The sequence below is a fragment of the Mesorhizobium sp. A556 genome, assembly GCF_054489545.1.
The window spans coordinates 276790-303776 of sequence record NZ_JBTMXA010000004.1 but is presented as its reverse complement, the minus strand read 5'-3'; the positions used below and the strand labels follow the sequence as shown (position 1 = coordinate 303776).

Here is a 26987-nt window from a genome sequence, read left to right as displayed (position 1 = left end):
AGGAAGAAAGCCATGCCGCTCGTGCGTATTTCCATCCCGTCAGGCAAGGACGCCGCCTATGCCAAGGGCGTCTCCGATGGCGTTCATGACGCGATGGTCGCCACCATAAACGTTCCGCAAGCCGACCGCTTCCAGATCATCACCGAGCATCATTCCGGCAGCCTGATCATCGACCCCACATTTCTTGGCATCGATCGCGGCGCCGATGCGCTGATCGTCCACATCACGCTGCGCGCCGGGCGCACCATCGAGCAGAAAAAGTCGCTCTATCGGACGATCGCCGACAATCTCCACAGCCGGCTCGGCTTGAGAAAACAGGACGTCATGATCGTGCTCAGCGAAAACGATCTGATCGACTGGTCGTTCGGCAATGGCGAAGCGCAATATGTGCCGGATTAGGAAGCCAGGCCCTTCAGGCGGTAGAGCGCTTCCAGCGCTTCGCGTGGCGTCATCTCGTCGAGATTGAGCGCGCCGAGCACTTCGCCCACCGCATCGCTCTTGAGCGGCTTCGGGGCCTCGCGTTTGGCCGCGATCGAAAACAGTGGCAGGTCATCGACCAGACGGTCGGTCTTGCCGGACACCTCGCCCTCTTCGAGCTGGTGCAGCACCTCCTTGGCGCGGGAAACCACCGCTTCGGGCAGACCGGCCAAGCGCGCCACCTGTACGCCGTAGGAACGGTCGGCCGCGCCCTTGCCGATCTCGTGCAGGAAGACCACGTCGCCCTCCCATTCCTTGACCCGCATGGTGACGTTGTGCAGGCGCGACAGCTTTCCCGCCAGCGCCGTCATTTCGTGAAAATGCGTGGCAAAGACCGCGCGGCAGCGGTTCTTTTCGTGCAGGTATTCGACCGCCGCCCAGGCAATGGACAACCCGTCATAGGTGGCGGTACCGCGCCCGATCTCGTCCAGGATGACCAGCGCGCGCTCGCCGGCCTGGTTGAGGATCGCCGCCGTCTCGACCATTTCGACCATGAAGGTCGAGCGTCCGCGCGCCAGGTCGTCGGAAGCGCCGACGCGGGAGAACAACCGGTCGACCACGCCGATATGGGCGCTGGTCGCCGGCACGTAGGAGCCGGTCTGGGCCAGAATGGCGATCAGAGCGTTCTGGCGCAGGAAGGTCGACTTACCGCCCATGTTCGGACCGGTCAGCAGCCAGATCGCGCCGGCCTTGGCATCGCCTTCCGGCGACAGGTCGCAATCATTGGCGACGAACGGTCCTTCGGCCGAACGACGCAACGCCTGCTCGACCACTGGATGTCGCCCCCCGACGATCTCGAAGGCGAGGCTGAAATCGACCAGCGGCCGGCACCAGTTTTCGCTTTCCGACAACAGCGCCAGCGCCGCCGAAACGTCGATCACGGCCAAGGCTTCGGAGCCGGCGCGGATCTTTTCCGCCTCGATGACCGCTTCCTTGACCAGCGCCTCAAAGACGGCCAATTCGATGGCCAGCGCGCGGTCGGCGGCATTGGCGATCTTGGTTTCCAGTTCCGCTAGCTCGGTGGTGGTGAAGCGCATGGCGTTGGCCATGGTCTGGCGGTGGATGAATTTGCCGCGCGCCGCATCGGTGCCCATCATGACCCCGGCGTGATTGGCGGTCACCTCGATATAATAGCCGAGCACATTGTTGTGCCGAATCTTGAGCGACTTGATGCCGGTCTCGTCGATCAGCCCACGCTCCAGCCCGGCGATAACCTTTCGCGATTCCGTCGCCAGCGAACGCATCTCGTCCAGTTCGGCGCGGTAGCCGACGCGCAGGAAGCCGCCGTCTCGTTTCAGCAGCGGCAGTTCATCGCCGAGGGCTTCGGCGAAATGCTGACCGAGCGCCTCCGGCAGACCGGCAATCGCGGACATCGCCTGCGTCAGTTCCGCCGGCAAGCTCACATCCGCGAAAATATCGGCGATGGCGTGGGCCGCCTCGAAACCGGCGCGTAGCGCACCCAGATCGCGCGGGCCGCCCCGGTTGAGCGCCAGCCGGGTCAGCGCGCGCGGCATGTCGGCGACGCCCTTCAGCGCCTGCCGCACCGCCTGAGAAAGCCGCACTTCGGCGCGGAAGAACGACACCGAATCCAGACGCGCCGCAACCGCCGCCGGATCGGTCAGCGGCGCCATCAGCCGGTCGGCCAGAAGTCGTGCGCCGCCACCGGTGACCGTGCGGTCGATGGCCTTGAACAGCGAGCCCTCGCGGCTACCGGAAAGCGTGCGCAGCAGTTCCAGATTGGCGCGCGTCGCCGGATCGATGAACAGGCTCGCGCCCTGCTCCTCACGCTCGGGGCGCGACAGCGGTGGGCGCTCGGCCTTCTGCGTCTTCTCGACATAGGCGATGATGCCCGACACCGCCGAAAGCTCGGCGCGGGAAAAGGTGCCGAACGAGTCCGGCGTCGCCACCTCGAAGAAACGCGCGATGCGCGCCGGGGCGGATGCCGAATCAAACAGGCTCGGCGGCTGCGGGCTGGCGACACGGCCGATCACGTCGAAGACAGGCTTCAGCTCCGGGTCGTAAAACACCGGCTCGGCAACGATCAACTCGCGCGGATCGACGCGGAAAATGTCGGCGAGCAGGCGTTCGGCCGTGGTTTCGGCCACGCGGAACGCGCCGGTGGAAATGTCGATCCACGCCAGCGCAAAGGCGGAATCACTTGCGCCCTTGACCCGTCCCAGCGCCATCAAAAAACTGGATTCCGACGGCGCTAGCAGCCTGTCCTCGGTGATGGTGCCGGGCGTGACCAGCCGCACGACATCGCGGCGCACCACCGATTTGGAGCCGCGCTTGCGCGCTTCGGCCGGGTCCTCGATCTGCTCGCAGACGGCGACGCGAAAACCCAGCCCGATCAGCTTCTGCAGATAGTCGTCGGCGGCATGGACCGGTACGCCGCACATCGGAATGTCGTTGCCCTGATGCTTGCCGCGCTTGGTCAACACGATGCCAAGTGCCGCACTCGCCTGTTCCGCGTCCTCGAAGAACAACTCGTAGAAATCGCCCATGCGATAGAACAGCAGCGAATCCGGGTTCGCCGCCTTGATCTCAATGAACTGCTCCATCATCGGCGTGACGGGTGCGGCATCCGTGCGGATCGGGGTTTCGTCGTTCAAGAAACTGTTTCCAAAGATTTACGGTGGCATTGGCTTGGCGGTTTACGTTTGCAAAGTGTAGCCTTAATCGGGAACACTCCACAACGAAACGCACAGACCGTGGGAACCCCTGCGGGAGGAAAGAACGAATATGGCACGCAAAGACCGGCACACCGAGCAGGGCCCCTCCGTCAGCGCCGAGGAAGCGCTGGAATTCCACGCCATGGGCCGGCCGGGCAAGCTGGAAATCGTGCCGACCAAGCCGATGGCGACGCAACGCGACCTGTCGCTCGCCTATTCGCCGGGTGTCGCCGTGCCGGTGCAGGCCATCGCCGACGATCCGTCCCGCGCCTACGACTACACCACGCGCGGCAACATGGTCGCCGTCATCTCCAACGGCACCGCCATTCTCGGCATGGGCAATCTCGGCGCGCTCGCCTCCAAGCCGGTGATGGAAGGCAAGGCGGTGCTGTTCAAGCGCTTCGCCGATGTCGACGCCATCGACCTCGAGGTCGATACCGAGGACGCCGAAGCGTTCATCAACTGCGTGCGCTATCTCGGGCCTTCCTTCGGCGGGATCAACCTGGAAGACATCAAGGCGCCCGAATGCTTCATCATCGAGCAGAAGCTGCGCGAACTGATGGACATTCCCGTCTTTCACGACGACCAGCACGGCACCGCCATCATTTCGGCCGCCGGCCTGATCAACGCGCTGGAGATCACCGGCCGCGACATGAAGACCACGAAAATGGTGTGCAACGGCGCGGGCTCCGCCGGCATCGCCTGCATCGAATTGATGAAGGCGATGGGCTTTGCGCCCGAAAACATCACGCTGTGTGACACCAAGGGCGTGGTCTACCAGGGCCGCACCGAGGGCATGAACCAGTGGAAGTCGGCGCATGCGGTGAAGACCGAGGCGCGCTCGCTAGCCGACGCCATGGACGGCGCGGACGTGTTCCTCGGCCTGTCGGCCAAGGGCGCGCTGACGCCCGACATGCTGCGCTCGATGGCCAAAAACCCGATCATCTTCGCCATGGCCAACCCGGACCCGGAAATCACGCCCGAGGAAGTCGCCGAGGTGCGCACCGACGCCATCATGGCCACCGGCCGCTCAGACTATCCGAACCAGGTCAACAACGTGCTCGGCTTCCCCTACATCTTTCGCGGCGCGCTCGACGTGCGCGCGACCACCATCAACGACGCCATGAAGATCGCGGCAGCCCATGCGCTGGCCGATCTCGCCCGCCAGGACGTGCCCGACGACGTCGCCGCCGCCTATCAGGGCAACCGGCCGAAATTCGGCCCGACCTACATCATCCCGGTGCCGTTCGACCCGCGCCTGATCTCGGCCATTCCGGTCGCCGTCGCCAAGGCGGCGATGGAGAGCGGCGTTGCCGGCAAGCCGATCCTCGACCTCGACCGCTACGCGCAGGAACTGTCCGCCCGCCGCGACCCGATCGCCTCGACGCTGCAGCGCATCTATGACCGCGTGCGTCGCCAGCCCAAGCGCATCGTCTTCGCCGAGGGCGAGGAAGAGCAGGTCATGCGCGCCGCCGTGTCCTATGTGAACCAGCGCCTCGGCACCGCCATCCTGCTCGGCCGCGACGAGGTCATCAAGGAAAACGCCAGGAATTCCGGCGTCGATCTGGACAAGCCCGGCATCGAGATCATCAACGCCCGCCTGTCGCGCCGCAACGAGGCCTATACCGACTATCTGTACGAGCGCCTGCAGCGCCAGGGTTTCCTGTTCCGCGACTGCCAGCGGCTGATCAACAACGACCGCAACCATTTTGCCGCCTGCATGGTGGCGCTGGGCGACGCCGACGGCATCGTCACCGGCGTTACCCGCAACTATTCGACGGCGCTGGAAGACATTCGCCGCGTCATCGACGCGCGCCCCGGCCACACCGTCATCGGCGCTTCGATCGTGTTGGCGCGCGGGCGCACCGTCATCGTTGCCGACACCGCCGTGCACGACATGCCGGATGCGGTGCAGATCGCCAACATCGCCGAGGAAGCCGCCAATTTCGCTCGCCGCATGGGCTATGAGCCGCGCGTGGCCATGCTCGCCTACTCGACCTTCGGCCATCCGCAGGGCGAACGCTCGGAGAGAATACAGGAGGCGGTAAAAATCCTGGATAAACGCCGGGTCGATTTCGAATATGACGGCGAAATGGCCGCCGACGTGGCGCTCAACCCGCGCGCCATGGCGCAATACCCGTTCATCCGCCTGACCGGCCCCGCCAACGTGCTGGTCATGCCCGCCTTCCACTCGGCCTCGATCTCGACCCGCATGCTTCAGGAACTGGGCGGCTCCACCGTCATCGGCCCGCTGCTGGTCGGCCTCAACAAGCCGGTTCAGATCGTGAATCTGAACGCCAAGGACAGCGACATCGTGAATATGGCGGCGATTGCGGCCTATGCGGGAACGTGAGGGGAGGCGATCTGGCATCACGGACGAACCCCGGACAGCCTCCGCTTCGCTCAGGCGCAGGCTTCCGGGGCGACGCCGCTACGGGCGTCTGGCCGATCATCGTCGTGGACGATTGAGTGACCGGGCTCACATTGGCGTCGGTCTTGGCCGGCATTTACGTGCGTTACGGGGCCGTCCTCAGCGCCCCATCGTGTAGAATTCGTTGTTGGGGCGCATGCTGGTCACGTTCGCGAGCCGGTTCGACATGCCGAAAAACGCCGAGATTGCACCGATGTCCCAGATGTCGTCTTCGCTGAAGCCATGCTTCTTCAAGGCCTCCATGTCCGCGTCTCCGACCTCGTAGGCCTGGAACGAGACCTTCATCGCGAAATCGAGCATCGCCCTCTGGCGCGGCGTGATGTCGGCCTTGCGGTAGTTGATCGCGATCTGGTCGGCAATCAGCGGATTCTTGGCGCGCACGCGCAGGATCGCCCCGTGCGCCACCACGCAATACTGGCACTGGTTTGCGTTGCTGGTGGCAACCACGATCATTTCGCGCTCCGCCTTGGTGATCGGACCCGGCTTGTCCATCAATGCGTCGTGATAGGCCATGAAGGCGCGGAACTCATCTGGCCGATAGGCAAGCGTCAAGAAAACGTTGGGCACGAAACCCGACTTCTCCTGAACGGTCAGGATACGCTCGCGGATGTCGTCGGGAAGGTCCTTGATCTCGGGTACCGGAAAGCGGCTGATCGCTGGTTCTGTCATGGTGTCACTCCGTTATTCGGCCGCGAGCGCGGCCAGTTTTTCTGAATAGATTTCGAAGGCGTCGCCGGCATCGCCTTCATAGGGCTCCACCTGGACGAGACAGGTATGGGCCGAACAGCCCTGCCCGAATTGCGAGGTGCCGATATCGAGCGTCAACACGTTGGGGTTGCCGGCCATCTCCAGGCCGCTATTGCCCATGGGGGTGAACCACGCGCCGGTTGGCAGCACGATTACCTCGGCACGCACCGTATCGGTGACCCAGGCGGTGGCAAGGGCCGCCCCGCGTTCGTTCCAGATACGGATGGTCGAGCCGTCCTCGATGGCGAGCCGGGCGGCATCTGCGGGATTGATGCGCGCTTGCTCACGCCCATTGCGCTTCATGGCCAAACTGGTGCCTCCCGTTTCAAGCTGGCTGTGAAGCCGGCCCGCTGGCTGGTGGGATATGAGGTGAAACTGGTTCGCCGCGCTTGTGTCACCCAACCATTCAGCCGGCTCGATCCAGGACGGGAAGGCACGGCAATCGGCGTAGTCGAGCCGCGCAAGCGTCTCGCTGCCGAGTACGATCTTGCCGCTTTCGGTGTTGAGGGCGAATTCGTCGGGAAACCGGCGAAATTCGGCCAGATAGGTGTGTTCCGCCCGCGTCGGGCACCGCGCATAGCCGGTTTCCCAGAAGGTCTCGAAATCCGGCATGGTGTAGTCGAGGCGGGTTTGCGCGTCGCTGCGGCTGATCTCGTAGAGATGGCGCAGCCACCCCATCTCGTCGCGGCCCTCGTTGAAGGCGTCGCCGGCACCGAGGTTTTCGGCGATGGCGTTGAAGATGTCGAAGTCGGAACGCGCTTCGCCCAGCGGATCGATCGCCTTGTGCATGGCGATGATGAAATCCGACCGGCGGTTGCCGGCGATGTCGTTGCGTTCGATCGATGTCGAGGCCGGCAGCACGATGTCGGCGCGCTGCGCCGTGGCGGTGAACATCGGGTCTTGCACGATGATCGTTTCGGGCCGCGTCCACGCTTCTTCGAAGCGGTTCAGGTCCTGATGATGGTGAAATGGGTTTCCGCCGGCCCAGTAGACAAGCCGCACGTCGGGATAGCTGTGGGTCGCCCCTTCATAGCTGAACTGTTTGCCCGGATTGAGCAGCATGTCGCTGATGCGCGCTACGGGAATGAAGCTGTCGATCGGTTTGGTCAGTTGCGAGATCGCGGGCGAGCGGCCGAGATTGATCGGCGCGCCGACGCCGCCGAGCGAGGCATAGCCATAGCCGACGCCGCCCCCCGGAAGCCCTATTTGACCAACGATCGAGGCAAGGCCGAGTGCTGCCCAAAACGGCTGTTCCCCGTGATGAGCGCGCTGCAGGCTCCAGCTTACTGTCAGCATGGAACGCGTTCGCACGAGTTCGCCAGCCAGAGCGGCGATGTCGTCGTGGCCAAGGCCGGTAATGGAGGCTGCCCAGGCGGCATCCTTGCGCTGGCCGTCGAGACTGCCGTCGAGATAGGCGAGCAGGCGTTCCGAGCCGCTGGTGCAGCGGGCAAGGAAATCGCTGTCGTGCCGGTCGTTCTTGAGGATTTCGCCGGCAAGGCCGAGCATCAGGGCCGCGTCCGTATTCGGGCGAATGGGCCACCACTCAGCGCCCACCCAGTCGGGCATATCGTCCTTTAGCGGCGAAACCAGAATGATCTTCATGCCGCGCGCCGCCATCCGCTTGAGATGGCCTTCCAGGGAGTGGGCGCCAAGACCGCCGGCCTCGGTCTGCGCCGTGCGCGGTGAAAGCGCGCCGAACACGACGAGCGTGTCGGTATGCTCGGCAATCGTGTCCAGTGTATTGGCCTGCCCGCCGCAGGCGTCGTCGTTGCCGAGCGTATGGCGCAGGATCACCGGTCCGGCGGCGATGGAATAGGTGTCGACATGACCGGTATAGCCGCCGGCAAGGTTCAGCGTGCGCTTCAGGAGAGAGGAAGCATGATGAAACCGGCCGCAGCTCGCCCAGCCATAGGAACCGGCGAAGATGGATGCGTTGCCATGCGCGCCAGAGACGCGCCGGATTTCGCCGGCAACGAGGTCGGTCGCCTCATTCCAGCTCACGGGCACGAATTTTTCCGAGCCCCGCCCGCGGCGGTCGCTTTTCTCGCGGGCTTCCAGCCATCCCTGCCGCACCAGCGGCTGCAGCACGCGGCGATCGGGCTTGGCCCATTCGCGCACGGAATCGATGATCGGCGACGGCGCCGGGTCGTGCTCGAACGGCTCCACGCCGACGATCTCGTTGTTTTCCACGAGGATCGTGTAAGCGCCCCAATGGCTGCAATGTGAGTAGCGCTGGATGGTCATGGCGTTGTTCCGGAGATCGATGTTTCTGTCCTAAAGTACGGCCTCTATCAGAAACGGTCCCTTGCGGCCGCACGCGGCGCGCAGAAGATCGGAGAATTGCTCGGCACTTTCGGCGCGCGCGCCCTCCACACCCATCGCGGCCGCCAATCCGACCCAATCGAGAGCGGGGTCGACCAGATCGAGCATCCGGCTTGCGTTCACGCCGGGCGCGCCCGCGCCGACATTCTTCAACTCGCCATGTAGAATTTGGTAGCGTCGATTGGCGAAGACGATGGTCACGACATCGAGACGCTCGCGCGCCTGCGTCCACAACGCCTGCACTGTATACATGCCGCTGCCGTCGGCCTGAAGCGTGACGACCTTGCGATCCGGGCAGGCGATGGCCGCACCGGTGGCGAGCGGAAGGCCTATGCCGATCGCGCCGCCGGTAAGCTGCAGGAAATCATGCGGTTCAGCGCCATAGGTGTAGCGGAAAAAGTCGCGTCCCGACGAAACCGACTCATCGCACACCACCGCATTGGCCGGCATGTGACGGGCAAGCGCGATGGCGATTGCCTCCTTGGTCAGCGTACCGGTCGGCATGTCCGGCAACTGCCTTGGCGTTAGCCTCGGCATCGTGCCGGCCACGCCGACCTCATCGGCAAGACCGGCAATCGCCGCCGCCAGATCCTGTTCCGGCTCCGCCAACACCAAGACTTCGCAACCCTGCGGCAGCATCACGCTCGGCTTGCCGGGATAAGCGAAAAAGCCGACAGGCGCCTTGGCGGCGATCAGGATCACCTGCTCCGTCTCGGCAAAGGCGGCGACAGCCTGATCGATCACATAGGGAACCCGGTCGAGCGCGACGCGGCCGGCACCTCGTTGCATGCGTCCGTTGGCCTGCTGCGCCATCAGGCGCGCGCCGGTCTTCTGGGCGATACGGTCGAGCGTTTCGAGTTGCGCCCCGCGCAGCGCCCGGCCACCCACCAGAATGGTCGTGCGGCGTCCGTTGCGCAGCGCTTGCGCCGCCCCGACTATGCGCGCGGCTTCAGGCTTATCAGGCGATGCGATTTCGATAGGCGAAGGCTTGTCGTTACGCTCCACCTCGCCCCAGGCCGCGTCGGCATGCAGGATCAGCGTGGCGATCTGGCCGGGTTGCGCGCGCGCGGTGCGGATCGCTTCTTCCGTGCGCGGACCGACCGCGTCGGCCGTGGCCGCGCGCTCGACCCAGTGCGACATCGGGCGCGCCAGCGATTCGATGTCGGATGTGAGGGGGGCATCGTATTGGAGGTGATGGGTCGCATGGTCGCCGACGATATTGACCATCGGCGTGCGCGCGCGCCGCGCATTATGCAGGTTGGCGAGGCCGTTCGCCAGGCCCGGCCCCAGATGCAGAAGCGTGGCCGCCGGCTTGTCGGCCATGCGGGCATAGCCGTCTGCAGCCCCCGTCACCACGCCTTCGAAAAGACCGAGCACGCAGCGCATGCGCGGCTGCCGATCGAGGGCGGCGACGAAATGCATCTCCGATGTTCCGGGGTTGGCGAAACACACATCGACGTCGTTTACGAGCAGGGTTTCGCACAGGAGATCGGCGCCATTCATCGGATAAGGTCCTTCATCGGCAGAGCCTTGTCGCCGAGGTCGGCGATCTCCTGCCAGAACGGTTCTAGCGCGTCGATCAGACGCGCGAAAAGGTGATATTTGGTTTCGGCGTAGTCGTACGTCGCGCCTTGCGGCTCGGCCCACGCGTCCGGCGCGCCGCGCCAGTTGGCCGCGACCGCTTCCGGCGACACTCGATGGATGAAGCGCGCACCGACCATGGCGAGGCCGCGCAAGCCGGAATTGCCGCCCGTATTGCACGCCACCTTCTGGCCCATCAGCGTGGCGAGGAAACCGGCGAAGTGGACGTCCGCCGCCAGTCCGCCGCCCAGCGCCAACGTGCCAGCCGGCGCGTTCATCATCTCATGGCTCTTGCGGGCGATGAACGCCAGTGCCTCCCGCCCCGCCCAGGCGATCTCCGCCGGGCTGGTATCGGCCGTCATGCCGAACAAGGCGCCGCTGGCATAAGGCGTGGTGATGGGCGCGCGCTCGCCGCCCGGCTCAAAGAAGGGATGGAGGATCAGCGAGGAATAGGCCGGCTTGTCCGCATCGGGCGGACTGGCGAGCTTGTCGCGCAGATGCTTGAGCAGCGTCGCGCCGTTGAAGCTTGGATGGAAGCACAAATAGCCGTCGCCCAGCGCATAAGGCTGGATCATCGCGCCGGCCGGCTTTTCGTGCATCTGCGCCGGGTCGGTCAGGTAACAGGCATGGATGGCGCTGGTTCCGAAAATGGAGGCGCGCGTAACCTCGGGCGTGCTGCCGAGGCCAAGCCCGATCAGCGTTGCCTGTACGTCGCCCGGCCCGAGCAGCACCGGCGTACCGGCGGCTACGCCGAGAGCGCCGGCAGCCTCTGTGGAAAGCACCGCGCGGCACTCGGCGATGGACCCCAACTCCGGCAAAAGCTCGATGCCGCGCGCCAGACCGAGAGCCTGCTGGATCACAGGCGAGGTCTTACCGCTGCGCCAACTGCCCCAGACCTGAAGCACGGCGCTCGGTTCGGCCTTGAGTTCTCCGGTCAGCGCGAAGAACAGCCATTCCTTCGCGCGCAACACATGGGCGACGCGCGCCAGGCGTTCGGGTTCGTTTTCGGCCAGCCAGTGGAGATGCAAGCTTTGCGAGGCTGCGGTGGGACGCGCGCCCGTCACTGCCTCGATGGCGGCGAAAGCCTCGCCATCCGCCTGCAGCCGCGCGGCCAGCGCCCGGCATCGCCCGTCGAGCCAGGTGATGGCGTTGCCGACCGGCAGCATGTCGCTGCCCAGAGGCCAGAGCCCATCGCCCTGCCCGGTCACCACGATCCCCGCTACATCGCCGTCGATCCTGGCGATGCAGGCCTTCAGCACGGCGAAAGCATCGGCGCGCGTTACCGCCATGTCCTGTTCGACATGCGCGCCCTGCCGGCGCAAGGCGGTGTTGTCGCCCTGCGCACTCGACACCATTTTGCCCGCCCCGTCGAAGGCGGCGGCCTTGACGGTGGTGGTGCCCGAATCGAGGCAGACGAGGAAGGATGTCATGGGGTCACGAGGCCTGGCGCAACCCCTCCAGCGCCGTCGAGCTTTGCTGGCCGTAGGTCTTGAACTTCTCCAGGACCGCCGCGATCTGCTCGTCGCTAAGCACCGGCGGTTCACCAAACGGCAGGCACAACAGATACTGGTGCGCAAGCTCCTCCACCGTGACCGCCAGCGCCAACGCCCGCGCGACAGAGACATGCGCAGCGATCACACCATGATGCGCCATCAGGCAAGCGCGGCGCCCTTCGAGCGCCTTGACCACCTGGTCGGCCAGTTCCTGCGAGCCGAATATCTCGTAGGGCGCACAACGGATGGTCGATCCTCCAGTTGCGGCGATCGCATAATGGATGGCCGGAATGGCCTTGCCGAGGATGGAGACGCTGGTGGCGTGGGTGGAATGGGTATGCACCACGGACTTCAGATCGGGCCGCGCCTGCAGAATGTCGCGGTGGAAGCGCCATTCGCTGGACGGCAGCACATCGCCTCCGAAAGTAGCGTCCCACTTCATCGCCACGACATGCTCGGGCTCGAGCTTGTCGTAGGGAATGCCGGTGGGCGAAATCAGAAAACCGTCGCCATGGCGCACGCTGATATTGCCCGCAGTGCCCTTGTTGATGCCCAGCCGGTTCATGCTGCGGCAGGAGTCGATGACCTCTTTACGCAGCGCAAGTTCTTCGCTTGTCATGTGACGCGCGTCCTTTCTATTTCGCCGGGTGAAGCGGCGGTTGACCCTGGAGAATGAGATCGATGTCCTCGGCGATCATGTCGGCGGCCTTGGTAATGGAGTATCGCGACGCGCCGGCGATATGCGGCGAAAGCGTAACGTTGGGCAACTTCAAAAGCGGCCAGTCGGCCGGCGGCGGCTCGGGCGCAAACGTGTCGAGCGCCGCGCCCTTCAGGTGCCCCGAAACCAGCGCGTCGTAAAGCGCGTCGTAATCGAGAACCTGCCCGCGTGTGGTGTTGACGAGGTAGGAGCCGGGCTTCATCGCCTCGATCTGGGCGCGGCCAACCATGCCCTTGGTCTGCGGCGTGACGCGCGGATGCAGCGTCAGCACGTCAACCTGGCGCACGAGATCCTCGAAATCCACCTTCTCGATGCCGGCGGCCCGGTCTTCGTCGCTCAGTTCCTTGAACGGATCGGAGAACACGATCTTGCAGCCGAAGGGGCGAAGCAGGCGCGCCACCCGCATTCCGATATCGCCATAGCCGACGATGCCGACGCTCAATTCGCAAAGTTCCGGCCCGGTATGGTCGAAATGGTAGAAGTCGCGCTTGAACTCGCCTTCGCGAACCGAAAGATGCCCGCGGATCAGGTTGCGTGTTTCCGCCAGCAGCGAGGCGACGGTGAATTCGGCCACCGCCGAGGCGTTGCGGCCAGGCGTGTTGACGACCGTAATGCCGCGCTCGCGCGCCGCCGGCATCTCGATATTGACCGGCCCGCCGCGCGACACCGCGATGATGCGCAGGCGCGGCGCATGGTCGAGGCTCTTGGCGGTGATCGGCGCGAGATGGGTGACCAGAATGTCGACGTCGGAAAGAAACTCGAAATAATCCTCCGGCCGACCGACGAACTCGGCAACGGGCAGGTGCGGATCGTACTTGGTCGACACCAGTTTCAGCGGCCAGTCGAGCTGCATATGCTTGAAGCGCAGCGCCCGTCCGGGCATTCGCGCCGAAAAAGCCTTCTCGAAAAAGGACGGCTGCATGAAGCCGTCGCCGATGATGCCGACCGTCAGGGTCTGCGTGCTTGCAAGGTTGTTCATGTCTTCAAATCCTCATGCGCGCTTGGCGGTGGGCGCGTCCGGTAGGCCCGGAAGCACGTCGCGGAAGCGCTCGCCTTCGATCTTGCGTTCGGACAGGATCTCGGCGGTGTGTTCGGCAAATGCCGGCGGAGCCTTGCGATAGGACGCAGGCGTGCGCGACATCTTGATCGGGCTTCCCGTGCCGCGATACGGCCCGATATCCACCACCATCTCGCGGTGTTTGGTATGGGCGTCGTCCACCACCTGGTCGATCGAGCGCACCGCGCCGCAAGGCACGCCGGCCTGGATCAGGCGGTCGGCGATCGCATCGCAGTCGAAGACCGCCAGGGCGGCTTCCAGTTCGATCTTCAGCGCGTCGCGATGGACGTTGCGCTCGCCATTGGAGAGGAAGCGGGGGTCGGTGGGTAAATCGGGCCGCTCGATGACGGTGCACAACGTGGCAAACTGGCGGTTGTTGCCGACCGCCAGAAAGATCGGATCGGTGCGCGTGGCGAACGTGTCATAGGGGCAGATATTCGGGTGCGCGTTGCCCGAAGGCTCGGCTACCTTGCCCGACAGATAATAGTTCGGCAGGTGCGGGTGCAGCAGCGAGATGCCGCAATCGTAAAGCGCCGTCTCGACGAACTGCCCCTTGCCGCTCACCGAGCGCTCGTTGATCGCCATCAAGATGCCGATCACGGCGTTGAGCCCTGTCACCATGTCAACGACGGGAAGGCCTACGCGCAGCGGCTTTCCGCCGAGTTCGCCGTTCACGCTCATGATGCCGGTAGAGGCCTGGATGGCGGCGTCGTAGCCCGGCAGTCCACCCAGGGGACCGTCGCTGCCGAAACCGGAAACCCGACAATGGACAAGCCGGGGAAATCGCTGGGAAAGTTCCTCATAGGAAAGACCCCAGCGTTCCAGCGTGCCGGTCTTGAAATTCTCGATGAAGACGTCCGCGTCTTCCAGAAGCACAAGCAGAAGCTCCCGGCCGGCCGGCTGGGCCAGGTCGAGCGCCATGCCGCGCTTGTTGCGGTTGAGGCCGAGGAAATAGCTTGCCGTACCGTCGAGGAAGGGCGGACCCCAACCGCGCGTTTCGTCGCCCGCCGGTGGCTCGATTTTGATCACGTCGGCTCCGTGATCGGCCAGGACCTGTCCCGCATAGGGGCCGCCGAGAACGCGGCTCGCGTCGACGACTTTGAGATTGGCCAGTGAACCGGTATCGAATTGCATTGCTTTTCCAGTCATGTCACGCCGCAGGCTCGGCCCTGCTTTCAAGTTCTTCGCGCAATTGGCCGGCGAAATCGGGATAGGTTTCGGAAAGTTCGTCCAGCACGCGCCCGCGCAACAGGCTCAGGACTTCCGCGTCGGGCAGCGCCGTGCTTGCCGGCGCGGCCTCATGCTCGAAGGCAAAGCCGGTCGCGGCCTTGATCTCGGCCAGGTCGTGGCCAGGATGCACGCTTTCCAGCTTGAAGCCGGGCTTCGTCTTGTCGAAGCTGAACAGGCCTTTGCCGGTCAAAAGCGCATAGGGACCGCCGGTGCGATAGACACCTTCTTCGCTGACGCCGGGCGCGCTGATGAAATCGACCTTGTCGACGAAGACGCGCGGGCTGTGTTCCTCGCGAAACAGGATGACGCGCGGCACCACGAAATAAAGGTAGGCCGAGCCGAAGGAGCCGGGCCAGCGCACCTTGGACTGCGGGTAGTCGCCGACGCCGACGAGATTGACGTTGGCGTGCCCGTCGATCTGGCCGCCGCCCAGGAAGAAGGCGTCGATACGCCCCTGTCCCGCGCAGTCGAAAAGCTCGGCCGATCCGTTGGTGAAGAAGTTGTGCTCCACCGAGCCGAGGATCGAGATACGCACGCGCGGCGCGCCCGCTTTTTCCTTCAGCGCGCGCAGCAGCATCGCGCCGGCCGCCGGGATCGGCGAGGAAGCGCCGACCGCGACATGGCGTACGCCGTCGAGCAGTTTCGCGATGGTGCAGATGAGGGTTTCGCGCGGAAGAACCTTGCTCATTGCGCAGGCTCCATTTTCCGCGAAGCCATATAATCGTGAAAACCCTGGTCGGTGCGGGCCATGCCGGCGTAACGGACAAGTTCGGCCGTGTCGGGCGGGTATTCGCCCCAGAGCCCGTAGGGCGATGCGCCTTTCGGGGCGAGCGCGATGGAATCGACATAGAGCGCCGGCAGCGTGCCGGCAGCGAGCGTCTCGTCGGCGAGCAGGCTTTTCTCCACGATGCGTTCCACCGTGACCAGCGTGATTTTCGAGGCATAGGCCATGGCCGCGAGTTCGCGGCGGCGGCCGATCCAGACATTGCCGAAGCGGTCGGCCATGGGGGCATGGAAGATGGCGACGTCGGGGTGGATCGCCGGCACCAGCACGATCGGGTCCTGCGCCTCGGCAAAGGGGTTGTCGATAACGAGCCAATCCTTGCGGTTGGCCAGGACATCGGTGCCGATCAGGCCCCGAATGGGCTGAAACGGGTTTCCCTTCTGCGCCGCCAGCAGGCCGGCATGGATGGCCGGGCAAGTGGCATCCATCAGGCGTATCGAGCCGTCCTTCACCGCCTGGTTGAAGCGCGGCGCGCCGCCGGCCTCGCCAAGCGAAACGGCGCTCGTTTCCACCGTCGCGACAAGGCCGGCGCCGATGAGTTGATCGACCTGAAGCCCGCCGGTCGGGACGCAGACGAGATGCAGACCGCCTGCGCCATGCTCGATGATCGGCTGCGTCATCGCCATCGACACACCGGCATAATCGACCGGCAGCGCGAGCTTTGCGCCCGGCTCGATTCGGCTTGCCATCGCCTTCAGCTCACTCAGCAGTTCCGCCTCCCGCCAAAAATCCAAGCTACGTTCTATATTGTAGAACACGTTTCTAAAAATTAGAATAAGCGCGATTGAGCGACGCTGTCAACGCACCTCATGCGCCGCTGCCGCGAAGGCAGCAGACCCGAACGGCGCGTGCGTGGCGAGAATGCGTTTCACGAGAACATGCGGCGCCGGAACCGGAATTTAGCAGGCGGCCGCACGCTTGCAAACGTCCCGCATCGGTGGCTTCTCCGATGAGACGGCTGCACCGCAACGCGCTTTTCGGCAGCAGTGGACAAGGAGAGAACCAGCTATCTCCGCCAATTTCCGTTCGGTGCCATGCGGCAAAACGTTGCTCCGGCCACCTGCCCACCGGGGCTTGGCGATGACTCTGCTTGACAAGCTAAAAACGCCGACAGATGATAAATACAGAATGCCGTTCTATAATATGGAACAGCGGAGAAAGATGATGACAGTCAGTTTGGCCCAGCGCAGCGAGAGTGGAGACGTGTCGGCCTCCAGCGGTCGCGATTCCCGGCAGGTGATCGGGAGTAGCATCGCCGTCAGGGGCGTCGTCAAGACGTACGGCAATTTCCATGCTGCCGATCACATCAGCATTGATATCCAGCCCGGCGAGTTCATCACATTGCTCGGCCCTTCGGGGAGCGGAAAGACCACGCTGCTCAACCTCGTCGCCGGCTTCCAGAAGCCGAACGAGGGCGAGATCCTCGTTGACGGCAAGGAGATTCAAAGCATTCCTCCGCATCGCCGCGGCTTCGGCATGGTCTTTCAGAGCTACGCGCTTTTCCCCAACATGACGGTGACCCAGAACGTCGCCTTCCCGCTGCGCATGGCCGGCGTCGACCGTGCGACGACCGAGCGCCGCGTCGGTGAAACGCTGGAGATCATGCGGCTTTCCGAGCATGCGGCGAAGATGCCCTCGCAGATGTCCGGCGGACAGCAACAGCGCGTCGCGATCGCCCGCTCCATCGTCATGCGCCCCAGGGTGGTGCTGATGGACGAACCGCTGAGCGCGCTCGACCGCCGCCTGCGCGAATCGATCCAGATCGAGATTCGCGACCTGCACCAGACGCTCGGCAGCACCATTCTTTTCGTCACCCACGACCAGGGCGAGGCCCTGACCATGAGCGACCGCATCGCGGTCCTCGAGAGCGGCAAGATCGTGCAGATCGGCACGCCGGTCGAGATTTACCGGCATCCAACGAACCGCTTCGTGGCGTCGTTCGTCGGCGAAAGCAACCTTGTGGATGCCGAGATCGTGCAGAAACGCGGCTCGACCGTGACGCTCAAGAACCGCGCCGGCTATACTTTCGAGGCCGAGACCCGCGACGCGGCCAGTGTCGGCCGCGCCACCGTTCTGGTCCGCCCCGAGCGCATCACGATCAGCGACGAACCGGCCCTGAACACGATCCCGGTGACCGTTACGTCCGCGCTGTTCCTGGGCGAAATCCTGCGTATCGAAGTGCGGATGGAAGGCGGCGAAACGCTGCTCATTCGCTGTTCAGACAGGTTCGACCGGGCATTGCCTTCGGTGGGCGACAAGCTCCATGTGGGCTGGCGCGCGGAAGATTGCTGGGTGCTTTCGTGAGTGCGTCCGCCGTCATGGGTGATGCGCGAAAACGGCCCGTGAGCCTGCGCGCACGCTTCGGCAACCCGACATGGCTGCTTGTGCCGGCCACCCTGTTTCTCGCCTTCATCTATCTGCTGCCACTGATCGACCTCACCCGCATCAGCCTCAGCGGCCCGACGCCGTGGGTGTATTTCGACCGCGTCTTCTCGGTGCCGCTCTACTGGGACTCGCTGGTGCGCACCATGGGCATTTCGCTCAGCGTCGCCGTATTGTGCGCCATCTTCGGCTATCCGACAGCCCTGCTTATTCACCGCACAAGCGGCTGGGTACAGGTCGCCGTCGCGGTGAGCATCACCCTTCCCTATTTCATCGCCATCCTTATCCGCACCTATTCGTGGATGGTGCTTCTCGGCCGTAATGGCCCGGTCAACAAATTCGCCGTCTGGCTCGGCATTTTCGACGGGCCGATGCACTTGCTTTTCAACCGTGGCGCGGTGTTGCTTGGCATGACGGCGGTGCTTTTGCCGATCATGGTGCTGTCGATCTATGCGAGTGTCGCGCGTCTCGACAGCAGCCTCACGCGCGCTGCCGCCGCCAGCGGCGCCGGGCCCCTGGCGGTTTTCTGGCGCGTCCTGTTGCCGCTGACATTTCCCGGCGTCGGCGCCGGCTTCCTGCTCGTCTTCGTCATGGGCATCGGCTTCTTTATCACGCCTACCCTGCTCGGTGGGCCGGGCGACCAGATGTTCGCCATGCACATCACGCAGCAGTCGAACTTCGTCAGCAGCGAAGGCTTCCTGCAGGCGCTCGGCGTCGTGCTGCTCGTCATAACCGTTATCTTCGTGGGCATTGCCGGCGATTTCCTGGGCTTCGAGTTCCTGTGGGGCGGCGGCCAGCTTAGCGGCAACGGTTCTACGAAAAAGCAAGCGAAGGAAGCCGGCGGGCGCATGGCCTCCGGACACACGCTTGGCACCGTGCTTGCCGACACTATCGGCTGGCCGATCCTGCGCGCACTCTCCGCCGCCCCCCGATGGCTCGGCGGCGCGACCGTTATTTCCAGCGGCCTCCTGGTCATCGCCATCCTGGTCGTGCCCATCATCGTCGTGATGGTCATTTCCTTTAGCGAGGCCAGTTTTCTGACATTTCCGCCACCCGGCTATTCGCTGCGCTGGTACGAGGAATTCTTCACGGACAAAGCCTGGGTCGAGGCCTTCAGGGATTCGCTGACTATCGCCGTCATTTCCGCGCTCATCGCCGTCGTGCTGGGGACGGCTGCGGCGATGGGCATCGTGCGCAGTTCCGTGCGCGGCAAGACGTTCATCATGCTGTTCCTGGTCAGCCCTGTGATCGTTCCGCCCGTTGTGCTCGGCCTGTCGCTCTACAGCCTCTATCTGCGCGTCGGCCTGGACGGCACAATAGGCGGGCTGGCGGCCGCCCATGCGATCGGCGGCCTGCCGATCGTCGTCGTCATCATCTGCGCCGCGCTGCAAAGCGTGGATCGCAATCTGGAGCGGGCGGCGGCCGTGCATGGTGCCTCGCCGCTCACCGTGTTCCGTACGGTGACGCTGCCGGCGATTGGTCCCGGCCTGGCGGCGGCGACCTTCTTCGCCTTTTTGCATTCCTTCGACGAACTGGTGCTTTCGCTGTTCCTGACCAGTCCCCGTCTGGTGACGCTGCCGCTCAAATTGTGGGCCGGCGTCAATTACGAACTCAGCCCCGTGCTGGCCGTCGTCTCCACGCTTGAGGTTTTCCTCGTCGTGGTCGGCATCATCCTTGCGCGCCCGGTACTGGCCCGTTCGCGCAAGCAAGTGTGAACCTCAGAACGCTCAATAGGGAGGAATATGGAATGACAAGATTTCGGACGTTCAAATCGCTCGCCGCGCGCTTCACGGCTATGGCTATCATCGTAGGGGCGGCCACGACGGCCCACGCCCAAAGCAATGAAGTCGTCATGCAGGACCCAGGCGGCCCGTATGGCGATGCCCTGCGCAAGGTGATGTATGACCCCTTCGAGGCCGAGACCGGCATCGACGTCGTGCTCGTCCAGGAAGCCCGCAGCGGTCCGCGCATCAAGGCGCAGGTCGAAGCCGGCAAGACAGAATGGGACCTGACCTTCATCTTCGATCAGGAAACCAAGCTGCTCGGCGATTGCTGCCTTGCCGACATCGACTACGACAAGCTCTCCGACAGCGCCAAGAAGACGCTGGAGACCATGCCCGACAATCTGAAGCGTCCGAAGGGCGTCGCGCTTCAGGTCATCGGCGTCGGCATGGCTTACAGCACCGACAAGTACAAGGGCGACAATGTCCCCAAGGACTGGGCGGATTTCTGGAACGTCGAGAAGTTCCCCGGATCGCGCTGCATGCCGGCATGGCCACGTTTCGTCTTCGAGGCAGCCCTCATGGCCGATGGCGTGAAGAAGGAAGACATTTATCCGATCGACATGGAACGCGCGCTCAAGAAGATCGAGGAAATCAAGCCTCACGTTACGAAATGGTGGACCACTTCCGCCCAGGGGCCGCAGTTGCTCCTCGATGGCGAGGCCGACATGTGCATGGCCTATACAAGCTCCATGAGCCTGCTTGCGCTCAAAGGCGCGCCGGTTGAAGTCAATTGGAACCAGGGCTTCGTCTACTACGATTTCTTCTCGATCCCGAAAGGCGCTCCGAACTACGACAACGCGCTGAAGCTTCTGTCCTGGCGTCTCGACGCGGAACTGGCGGCCAAGCTAACCTCGGCATATCCGGTGGCGCTGCCTTCGCCTTTGGTGTTCGAAAAGGCCGATCCTGCGGTCAGCCGCTACTGGGCCAACAACCCTGAAAACGTGAAGAAGGCCATCGAGTGGAGCCCGGACTTCTGGGGGGCCAAGTCGCCCGACGGCAACACCACCAATGAAGAATATGGGCAGGAAAAACTAAACGCGCTGCTCTCGCAGTAACGCGTAAAGGCGTTGGCACGGCCGCGATCGCATGGTCGATCGCGGCCGCTCCTGCGGCGATGGACCGATGGCCAATACCGGCAGCTCATGGTAGAGGCCAAGTGTTCAGTCGAACGGATATTGGGGCGCTCCGCTACTTTGGCAATACATCGGATTTAGTCGGAAACCGGAAAGTGTTTCCTTGTTTCGGTGGCGGAAACTGCAAACTCGGCAAGAGATATGGATAAAGCCTTCATCAAGGGACTGCGTCTTCTCGAAACGCTGGCAGTGAGCGACAACCCGCGTGGTGTCACCGATCTCGCAACTGAACTGGATTTCACCAAAAGCAACGTTCACCGGCTGCTGACGACCCTGCAGGCGCATGGCTATGTCCGCCAGGTTCCACCCAGCAGCACCTACGAACTGACGACCAAGATCTGGCAGCTCGGCAGCAATGTGATCCGCCGGCTCGACATCGTCCAGGTCGCCCGGCCCGCCATGACGGAACTCGCCGCGATCACGGGCGAAACGGTTCATCTGTCGGTCCTTGAAGGAACCGACGTCATCTATCTCGACAAGATCGAAAGCGCCCACCACATCCGGGCGCATACCAGCGTTGGCGCGCGCGCGCCGGCCTTCACCATGGCCACCGGAAAAGCCATGCTGGCGCATCTGCCTGACAGCTACCTCGAGCGCTTCGTTCCGCTTTTCAAGCGCTACACCGGCACCACGCGCTTGACGCTGGAAGAATTGCGCGAAGACGTCGAACTGGCCCGCCAGCAGGGCTATGCCGCCGTACCGCATGGCGAGTGGCGCGAGGGCATCGCAGCCTGCGCCAGCGCCATCCTCAACCGCTCGGGCGAAGTCGTCGGCGCGATCGGCATGTCCGGCCCCGACTCGCGCATCAACCGCAAGCAATTGAAGCTGATGGCCGAGCACGTCGTGCACGCCGGGCGTACCATCAGTCTTGCGCTGGGCTACGTTGCCCGCGACTGATTTTTTCGCTTTAAACCTGTACCAGAAACGGGGTTTGACGCGCACCGCGTCAAACCGCTCAGCTACGCCGCGCATCAATTGTCCTGACCTCAAGGCAAAAGACATGCCGCAGCATGCGAAACGTGCTCACCTGCCCCTGGTGGAGCATGGAACGGCAGTCAGCGACCGCCGCTCCGCGCGCCAGTTCGTTCAGCCGTTGCGGCTTAGCTCGCCCAGCCGGAAACGGCCTTCGGCTCAAGGAACTCCTCAATGCCCCATACGCCGCCTTCACGGGCGCGGCCAGAGGCTTTCACGCCGCCGAACGGCGAACCGGCTGCGCGCGACATGCCGTTCATCTCGACCATACCGGACTTCAGCTTGCGCGCCATGTGATTGCGCTTCTCGCCGTCCTGCGTCTGCACATAGTTGGTCAGGCCGTAGGGCGTGTCGTTGGCAATGGCGACCGCATCGTCCAGCGTGTCGAAAGGAATGATCGAAAGCACCGGCCCAAAAATCTCTTCGCGGGCGATCGACATGGAATTATCGACATCGGCAAACACCGTCGGGCGCACGAAGTAACCGCGGTTGAGGCCGGCAGGGCGTCCAAGGCCACCGGCGACCAGGCGGGCGCCCTCGTCGATCCCCGTGCGGATCATGTCCTGCACCTTGGTAAATTGTGCCTCGGAGGACAATGGACCGATGTGGCTGCCGCGCTTATCGGCTGAATCGACCGCCAGCGCTTCTGCAACCGATCTGGCGATTTCGACAGCCTCGTCATATTTCGGGCGCTGGACCAGCATGCGCGTCGGTGCGTTGCAACTCTGGCCGGTATTGTTGAAGCACTGGGCCGTACCACGGCGCACGGCGTCGGCGTCGGCGTCCTCGAAGATGATGTTGGCGCCCTTGCCGCCAAGCTCGAGCACCACCCGCTTCAAACTGTCGGCGGCCGCCTTGGTGATCGCCTTGCCGGCCCGCGTCGAGCCGGTGAAGCTGATCATCTCGATATCGGGATGTGACGACAGGCGTTCGCCGACGCCGGCACCGTCCCCGTTGACGAGGTTGAAAACGCCGGCCGGGAACCCGGCCTCATCGATGAACTCGGCGAAGAGCATCGAGGACAGCGGGGCGATCTCGGAGGGCTTGAGCACCATCGTGCAGCCCGCCAGCAAGGCGGGCGTGACCTTGAGGGTAACCTGGTTCATCGGCCAGTTCCAGGGCGTGATGAGCCCGACGACGCCGATGGGATCCATGACGATCCGGTCGTTCGGAGCATGGTCGCCCAAGGGCCGGACGAATTCGAAGTTTTTGAACGCGGTAATGAAATTGGAGATGTGCCAGGAACCGGCGCCAACCTGGCTCTTGAGCGCCATGTCGATGGGGGCCCCCATCTCGCGGGAAATCGCCTGTGCCATCTCCTCGGCGCGGCGATTGTAGATGGCCAGCAGCCGCTCGACTTTCGCCAGGCGCTCAGTGGGGTCCGTGTTCGACCAACTCTCGAACGCGCGCTTGGCGGCTTCGACAGCGCGATCCCCATCCGCGTCGCTCCCCAGCGAGATCACCGCGAAAGCTTCCTCGTTGGAAGGATCGATCACCTCGAGGCTTCGCGCCCCGATCGGATCAACCCAGGCGCCGTCAATATAAAACTTCCGCTTCTCAAGCATTGTCGTCCCTTCGTCACGTCATCAAACCAAAACATTACGGCCACCTGCCGCCTCCTTCAGATGGACGCCCAAATGCCATTCGGCAAGGGCTGACTTGACGCAAGCTGCGGACAGAAGCGGTAATTCCATCCAGCCAGTGCGGGCCTGTCACGGGTTCCTCGTCCAAGTCCTTTTTTCCTCTGCGTCTCAGCCGCGCCCGATATAAGGCATGGTGGTTGCCATGACGGTCATGAACTGCACGTTCGCCTCGGCGGGCATGTCGGCCATATGCAGGAGCGAACGCACCACATTCTCCACGTCCATCGTCGGCTCCGCCCGCATGGACCCGTCGGCCTGCGGCATGCCGTGGCTCATGCCGCCGGTCATGTCGGTCAGCGCGTTGCCGATATCGATCTGGCCGCAGGCGATGCCGAAAGGCCTGCCGTCCAGCGAGAGCGCGCGGGTCATCCCGGTCACTGCGTGTTTCGAGGCGGTATAGGCGATCGAGCCGGGCCGCGGCACCTGTGCCGAAATGGATCCGTTGTTGATGATCCGGCCGCCTTGCGGCCTTTGCCGCCGCATCCGGGCAAAGGCGGCGCGGGCGCAAATAAACATCCCCGTCAGGTTGACGTCGATGACCTGACGCCATTGATCGACCGTGATTTCGTCGATCAGCGCGGTTCTCAGACCGATGCCCGCATTGTTGAACAGGACGTCGATGCGTCCCCATTGGTCTGCCACGCGATCGAAGGCCGCCTCGACCGAGGCCTCGTCGGTCACGTCGCAAGGCAGGACCAGCGTATTGGGCGCGTCTGCCGCCACCTGTTCCAGGGCATCCGCACGGCGGGCAATCAAGCCGACCCGCCAGCCCGCCTCGATGAAGGCGCTGGCCGTCGCCGCGCCGATGCCGCCGGAGGCGCCGGTCACGATAATCGTGCGCCCCTTCTCCTGTGTGGAACCGCTGCTCATGCCAACCTCGCTGATTTCAGGAAACCCATCATGGTGGCGTACCAAGCCTTCGTCAAAGGCCATGCCGATGGCGAACGGCGTCGGGGATCAGGCCGGCCGGGTCTTCAGCATGGCCGAAAGATGAGGATCGAAGGCGCGGCTGATCGGCTCCGCCGCCGCGCCGAGCGCGATGGCCCAGGGATCGGCGATGCCGAGCTGCAGCCTCGGCAAGGCGCGGTCGGGACGGTCCGCGATCGACGGAATGAGAGGATGCATCGCCTCGTAAAGACGCCACGCCAGGGATTGCGGCGCACCGCTGGCCAGGATGATCGTCTGCGGATCGAAGATGGTTTCGACAAGGTGCACGCTCCAGCGAAGATCGGGTGCGGCGGCATCGATCCACGAAAGGATCTTGCTGTCACCGGCAGAGGCGAGCTTGTCTATGCGCTCATGGAGATGCCTGTCGGCGGGGTCCATTCCCATATGCTGGTAGAGCGAGGCGAGCGAAGCGCGGTGCTCCAGCGGCGCGCGGTCTTTTCCGGCCGGCGACAAAAGCGCCATGCCGATCTCGCCGGCATTGCCGTTGCCGCCCCGGTAGGACTCCCCGTTCAGGATAAGACCCGCGCCGATGCCATAACCGACATAGAGGCACACCGCATGGTCGACGCCGTGGGCGGCACCGACCAGGCGTTCGGCGGTGGCGCAGGCCGCCGCGTCGTTTTGCAGGCCGACATTCAGGCCGGTGCCGGCGGCCAGGGTTTCAAGCAGCGGAAATTGCTGCCAGGCCGACATCATCCATTCGTTGTCGCCAAAATCCCGCAACCCGAAGGGACCGGGCATAGCCACGCCAAGGCCGACAATGCGCGTGTCGGAGTGCGGCGATTGCGCCGCCAGACTGGCGCGCACCGTACCGATCAGGTCGAGGATGATGCCGACACCCTGCGCCGGATCGTTCGACGGCAAATTGGCCTGCGCCCGCACCATGACGTTGCCGACAAGATCGACGATGAGCGCGCGCGTGACGTGACGATCAATCTGTAGGCCGATCGCGAAGGCCCGTTCGGGAACGAGACGATAAGGTTTCGAAGGCTGGCCCCTGCCATTGCGAACCGTGTCCAGCGAGACGACGAAGCCATCGCGCTCCAGTTCCTCGATGATGTTGGAAACCGCCTGCTTAGTGAGCTGCGTGGCGCGCGCGAGATCGGCCCGCGACAACGCCCCGTTGAAGCGCAGCGCATCGATCATGACGCGGCGGTTGTGCGCACTGGTGCCTTCCTGATTGCTGCCGCTCTTGGCGCGGATCGGGCGAATGTCGTTCATTCTCGCTTCCCTCTTGACTCGACTAGAAGATTGAAGAACTAATAAGTCAAGAGGATTGACTTAATGAACTGTGCGCGATGCCCGAGCCGGTTCGGCGCTCGTGCAAGCTCGATGAAGCCAGCTTGCCACCATCACAACGGGAGGAAGAAAATGTTGAAATCGATCGGTAAGACCCTTTTGGGAGCAGCCGTTATCGGCGCTGCTTTCACGCCGCAGGCTTTTGCGGAAACTTCGCTTAACGCGCTGTTCATGGCGCAGGCTGCCTATAGCGAGGCGGACGTGCGCGCCATGACGGACGCCTTCACCAAGGCCAACCCCGATATCAAGGTCAATCTTGAATTCGTCCCCTATGAGGGGCTGCACGACAAGACGGTGCTCGCGCAGGGTTCCGGCGGCTACGACGTCGTCCTGTTCGATGTGATCTGGCCGGCCGAATACGCCACCAACAAGGTGCTGGTCGACGTTTCCGACAAGATCACCGACGACATGAAGAAGGGCGTTCTGCCGGGTGCCTGGACCACTGTCCAGTACGACGGCAAATATTACGGCATGCCGTGGATTCTCGATACGAAGTACCTGTTCTACAACAAGGAAATTCTCGAGAAAGCCGGTATCAAGAACCCGCCCAAGACATGGGCCGAGTTAAGCGAGCAGGCCAAGATCATCAAGGACAAGGGCCTTCTGGCCACGCCGATTGCCTGGAGCTGGTCGCAGGCCGAAGCCGCGATCTGCGACTACACCACGCTGGTCAGCGCCTATGGCGGCGACTTCCTGAAGGACGGCAAGCCGGATTTCCAGAACGACGGCGGGTTAGAGGCGCTGAACTACATGGTCGACAGCTACAAGTCCGGCCTGACCAACCCGAACTCCAAGGAGTTCCTCGAAGAAGACGTGCGCAAGGTGTTCGAGAACGGCGATGCCGCCTTCGCGCTCAACTGGACCTACATGTACAACATGGCCAACGACCCCAAGGACAGCAAGGTCGCGGGCAAGGTCGGCGTCGTGCCGGCGCCGGGCGTTGCTGGAAAAAGCGAAGTGTCGGCGGTCAACGGCTCGATGGGGCTTGGCGTCACCACCGCCAGCAAGCATCCGGACGAAGCCTGGAAATACATCGTCTCCATGACGTCTCAGGCGACGCAGAACCAGTATGCCAAGCTCAGCCTGCCGATCTGGGCCTCGTCCTATGACGATCCAGCCGTGACCAAGGGCCAGGAAGAACTGATCGCGGCGGCCAAGCTTAGCCTTGCCGCGATGTATCCGCGCCCGACGACGCCTAAGTACCAGGAACTTTCGGTCGCCCTGCAACAGGCGATCCAGGAAGCGCTACTCGATCAGGCGACGCCTGAAGACGCGCTGAAGACCGCCGCCGAAAACAGCGGCCTTTGAGGGCAT

20 protein-coding genes are annotated in these 26987 nt (G+C 63.7%); 7 read left to right on the top strand and 13 right to left on the bottom strand.

Going from position 1 to position 26987, the window contains the following annotated elements; genetic code table 11:
• The first annotated feature begins 12 nt into the window (after positions 1-12).
• Positions 13-399, top strand: a complete 387-nt coding sequence (locus ACX3P0_RS11835; protein ID WP_459088657.1) for a tautomerase family protein — start codon at positions 13-15, stop codon at positions 397-399.
• Here ACX3P0_RS11835 and mutS read toward each other — a convergent pair.
• Positions 396-3041 carry a DNA mismatch repair protein MutS gene (gene mutS, locus ACX3P0_RS11830; protein WP_459088755.1) on the bottom strand — a complete coding sequence of 882 codons (2646 nt, stop codon included), beginning with the start codon at positions 3039-3041 and terminating at the stop codon, positions 396-398. The two genes, ACX3P0_RS11835 and mutS, sit on opposite strands and share 4 nt — an antisense overlap.
• Before the next feature lie 178 nt (positions 3042-3219).
• On the opposite strand from mutS, the gene ACX3P0_RS11825 reads away from it, so the two are divergent.
• Positions 3220-5502, top strand: coding sequence for an NADP-dependent malic enzyme (locus ACX3P0_RS11825; RefSeq protein WP_459088655.1), 2283 nt, complete (start codon positions 3220-3222; stop codon positions 5500-5502).
• Between the two features lie 177 nt (positions 5503-5679).
• Here the strand turns inward: ACX3P0_RS11825 and ACX3P0_RS11820 are convergent, their stop codons facing one another.
• From ACX3P0_RS11820 to ACX3P0_RS11780, 9 genes are read right to left on the bottom strand one after another with little or no spacing between them, the layout of a single operon-like run.
• On the bottom strand, positions 5680-6249 hold the full coding sequence (locus tag ACX3P0_RS11820) for a peroxidase-related enzyme (protein WP_459088653.1): 570 nt from the start codon (positions 6247-6249) through the stop codon (positions 5680-5682).
• Positions 6250-6261: 12 nt separating this feature from the next.
• Entirely contained in the window at positions 6262-8571 is a 2310-nt protein-coding gene (locus tag ACX3P0_RS11815) for a molybdopterin-dependent oxidoreductase (protein ID WP_459088651.1), read from the bottom strand.
• Positions 8572-8601: 30 nt separating this feature from the next.
• Positions 8602-10152, bottom strand: coding sequence for an acetolactate synthase large subunit (locus ACX3P0_RS11810; protein WP_459088649.1), 1551 nt, complete (start codon positions 10150-10152; stop codon positions 8602-8604).
• Positions 10149-11660 (bottom strand): FGGY family carbohydrate kinase, encoded by a 1512-nt coding sequence (locus ACX3P0_RS11805; protein WP_459088647.1) that lies wholly within the window; start codon positions 11658-11660, stop codon positions 10149-10151. The genes ACX3P0_RS11810 and ACX3P0_RS11805 overlap by 4 nt, the downstream gene beginning before the upstream one ends.
• A 4-nt stretch (positions 11661-11664) precedes the next feature.
• On the bottom strand, positions 11665-12342 hold the full coding sequence (locus ACX3P0_RS11800) for an L-fuculose-phosphate aldolase (protein WP_459088645.1): 678 nt from the start codon (positions 12340-12342) through the stop codon (positions 11665-11667).
• Positions 12343-12358: 16 nt separating this feature from the next.
• On the bottom strand, positions 12359-13420 hold the full coding sequence (locus ACX3P0_RS11795) for a 2-hydroxyacid dehydrogenase (RefSeq protein ID WP_459088643.1): 1062 nt from the start codon (positions 13418-13420) through the stop codon (positions 12359-12361).
• 12 nt (positions 13421-13432) lie between these two features.
• The gene (locus ACX3P0_RS11790) at positions 13433-14632 is read right to left on the bottom strand and encodes a CaiB/BaiF CoA transferase family protein (protein ID WP_459088641.1); all 1200 of its coding nucleotides are present in this window, start codon (positions 14630-14632) and stop codon (positions 13433-13435) included.
• 16 nt (positions 14633-14648) lie between these two features.
• Positions 14649-15416, bottom strand: a complete 768-nt coding sequence (locus ACX3P0_RS11785) for a CoA-transferase (protein WP_459088639.1) — start codon at positions 15414-15416, stop codon at positions 14649-14651.
• Entirely contained in the window at positions 15413-16201 is a 789-nt protein-coding gene (locus ACX3P0_RS11780) for a CoA transferase subunit A (protein ID WP_459077906.1), read from the bottom strand. The genes ACX3P0_RS11785 and ACX3P0_RS11780 overlap by 4 nt, the downstream gene beginning before the upstream one ends.
• A 475-nt stretch (positions 16202-16676) precedes the next feature.
• Here ACX3P0_RS11780 and ACX3P0_RS11775 point away from each other — a divergent pair, with 475 nt between their 5' ends.
• From ACX3P0_RS11775 to ACX3P0_RS11760, 4 genes are all read left to right on the top strand, one after another.
• Complete coding sequence (locus ACX3P0_RS11775) at positions 16677-17816, top strand: ABC transporter ATP-binding protein (RefSeq protein WP_459088637.1); 1140 nt, start codon at positions 16677-16679, stop codon at positions 17814-17816.
• Positions 17817-17830: 14 nt separating this feature from the next.
• Positions 17831-19609, top strand: a complete 1779-nt coding sequence (locus ACX3P0_RS11770) for an ABC transporter permease subunit (protein WP_459088753.1) — start codon at positions 17831-17833, stop codon at positions 19607-19609.
• Positions 19610-19641: 32 nt separating this feature from the next.
• On the top strand, positions 19642-20733 hold the full coding sequence (locus tag ACX3P0_RS11765) for an ABC transporter substrate-binding protein (RefSeq protein ID WP_459088635.1): 1092 nt from the start codon (positions 19642-19644) through the stop codon (positions 20731-20733).
• A gap of 219 nt (positions 20734-20952) precedes the next feature.
• Positions 20953-21708, top strand: coding sequence for an IclR family transcriptional regulator (locus ACX3P0_RS11760; protein WP_459088633.1), 756 nt, complete (start codon positions 20953-20955; stop codon positions 21706-21708).
• A 203-nt stretch (positions 21709-21911) separates the two neighbouring features.
• Here ACX3P0_RS11760 and ACX3P0_RS11755 read toward each other — a convergent pair whose 3' ends face one another.
• The 3 genes from ACX3P0_RS11755 to ACX3P0_RS11745 all read right to left on the bottom strand — a co-directional run bounded on the left by ACX3P0_RS11755 (position 21912) and on the right by ACX3P0_RS11745 (position 25595).
• Positions 21912-23348, bottom strand: coding sequence for an aldehyde dehydrogenase family protein (locus ACX3P0_RS11755; protein WP_459088631.1), 1437 nt, complete (start codon positions 23346-23348; stop codon positions 21912-21914).
• Positions 23349-23534: 186 nt separating this feature from the next.
• Positions 23535-24296 (bottom strand): SDR family oxidoreductase, encoded by a 762-nt coding sequence (locus ACX3P0_RS11750; RefSeq protein ID WP_459088629.1) that lies wholly within the window; start codon positions 24294-24296, stop codon positions 23535-23537.
• 87 nt (positions 24297-24383) lie between these two features.
• Entirely contained in the window at positions 24384-25595 is a 1212-nt protein-coding gene (locus ACX3P0_RS11745) for an ROK family transcriptional regulator (RefSeq protein WP_459088627.1), read from the bottom strand.
• A 150-nt stretch (positions 25596-25745) separates the two neighbouring features.
• On the opposite strand from ACX3P0_RS11745, the gene ACX3P0_RS11740 reads away from it, so the two are divergent.
• The gene (locus ACX3P0_RS11740; RefSeq protein WP_459088625.1) at positions 25746-26981 is read left to right on the top strand and encodes an extracellular solute-binding protein; all 1236 of its coding nucleotides are present in this window, start codon (positions 25746-25748) and stop codon (positions 26979-26981) included.
• Positions 26982-26987: the final 6 nt, after the last annotated feature.

Coding starts and splice junctions, on each gene's coding strand:
- ACX3P0_RS11835 (WP_459088657.1), top strand. CDS start 13: ATGCCGCTCGTGCGTATTTCCATCCCGTCAGGCAAGGACGCCGCCTAT.
- ACX3P0_RS11770 (WP_459088753.1), top strand. CDS start 17,831: ATGGGTGATGCGCGAAAACGGCCCGTGAGCCTGCGCGCACGCTTCGGC.
- ACX3P0_RS11800 (WP_459088645.1), bottom strand. CDS start 12,342: ATGACAAGCGAAGAACTTGCGCTGCGTAAAGAGGTCATCGACTCCTGC.
- ACX3P0_RS11780 (WP_459077906.1), bottom strand. CDS start 16,201: ATGGCAAGCCGAATCGAGCCGGGCGCAAAGCTCGCGCTGCCGGTCGAT.
- ACX3P0_RS11805 (WP_459088647.1), bottom strand. CDS start 11,660: ATGACATCCTTCCTCGTCTGCCTCGATTCGGGCACCACCACCGTCAAG.
- ACX3P0_RS11755 (WP_459088631.1), bottom strand. CDS start 23,348: ATGCTTGAGAAGCGGAAGTTTTATATTGACGGCGCCTGGGTTGATCCG.
- ACX3P0_RS11740 (WP_459088625.1), top strand. CDS start 25,746: ATGTTGAAATCGATCGGTAAGACCCTTTTGGGAGCAGCCGTTATCGGC.
- ACX3P0_RS11820 (WP_459088653.1), bottom strand. CDS start 6,249: ATGACAGAACCAGCGATCAGCCGCTTTCCGGTACCCGAGATCAAGGAC.
- ACX3P0_RS11760 (WP_459088633.1), top strand. CDS start 20,953: ATGGATAAAGCCTTCATCAAGGGACTGCGTCTTCTCGAAACGCTGGCA.
- ACX3P0_RS11785 (WP_459088639.1), bottom strand. CDS start 15,416: ATGAGCAAGGTTCTTCCGCGCGAAACCCTCATCTGCACCATCGCGAAA.
- ACX3P0_RS11775 (WP_459088637.1), top strand. CDS start 16,677: ATGACAGTCAGTTTGGCCCAGCGCAGCGAGAGTGGAGACGTGTCGGCC.
- ACX3P0_RS11750 (WP_459088629.1), bottom strand. CDS start 24,296: ATGAGCAGCGGTTCCACACAGGAGAAGGGGCGCACGATTATCGTGACC.
- ACX3P0_RS11790 (WP_459088641.1), bottom strand. CDS start 14,632: ATGCAATTCGATACCGGTTCACTGGCCAATCTCAAAGTCGTCGACGCG.
- ACX3P0_RS11825 (WP_459088655.1), top strand. CDS start 3,220: ATGGCACGCAAAGACCGGCACACCGAGCAGGGCCCCTCCGTCAGCGCC.
- ACX3P0_RS11745 (WP_459088627.1), bottom strand. CDS start 25,595: ATGAACGACATTCGCCCGATCCGCGCCAAGAGCGGCAGCAATCAGGAA.
- ACX3P0_RS11795 (WP_459088643.1), bottom strand. CDS start 13,420: ATGAACAACCTTGCAAGCACGCAGACCCTGACGGTCGGCATCATCGGC.
- ACX3P0_RS11765 (WP_459088635.1), top strand. CDS start 19,642: ATGACAAGATTTCGGACGTTCAAATCGCTCGCCGCGCGCTTCACGGCT.
- mutS (WP_459088755.1), bottom strand. CDS start 3,041: ATGATGGAGCAGTTCATTGAGATCAAGGCGGCGAACCCGGATTCGCTG.
- ACX3P0_RS11810 (WP_459088649.1), bottom strand. CDS start 10,152: ATGAATGGCGCCGATCTCCTGTGCGAAACCCTGCTCGTAAACGACGTC.
- ACX3P0_RS11815 (WP_459088651.1), bottom strand. CDS start 8,571: ATGACCATCCAGCGCTACTCACATTGCAGCCATTGGGGCGCTTACACG.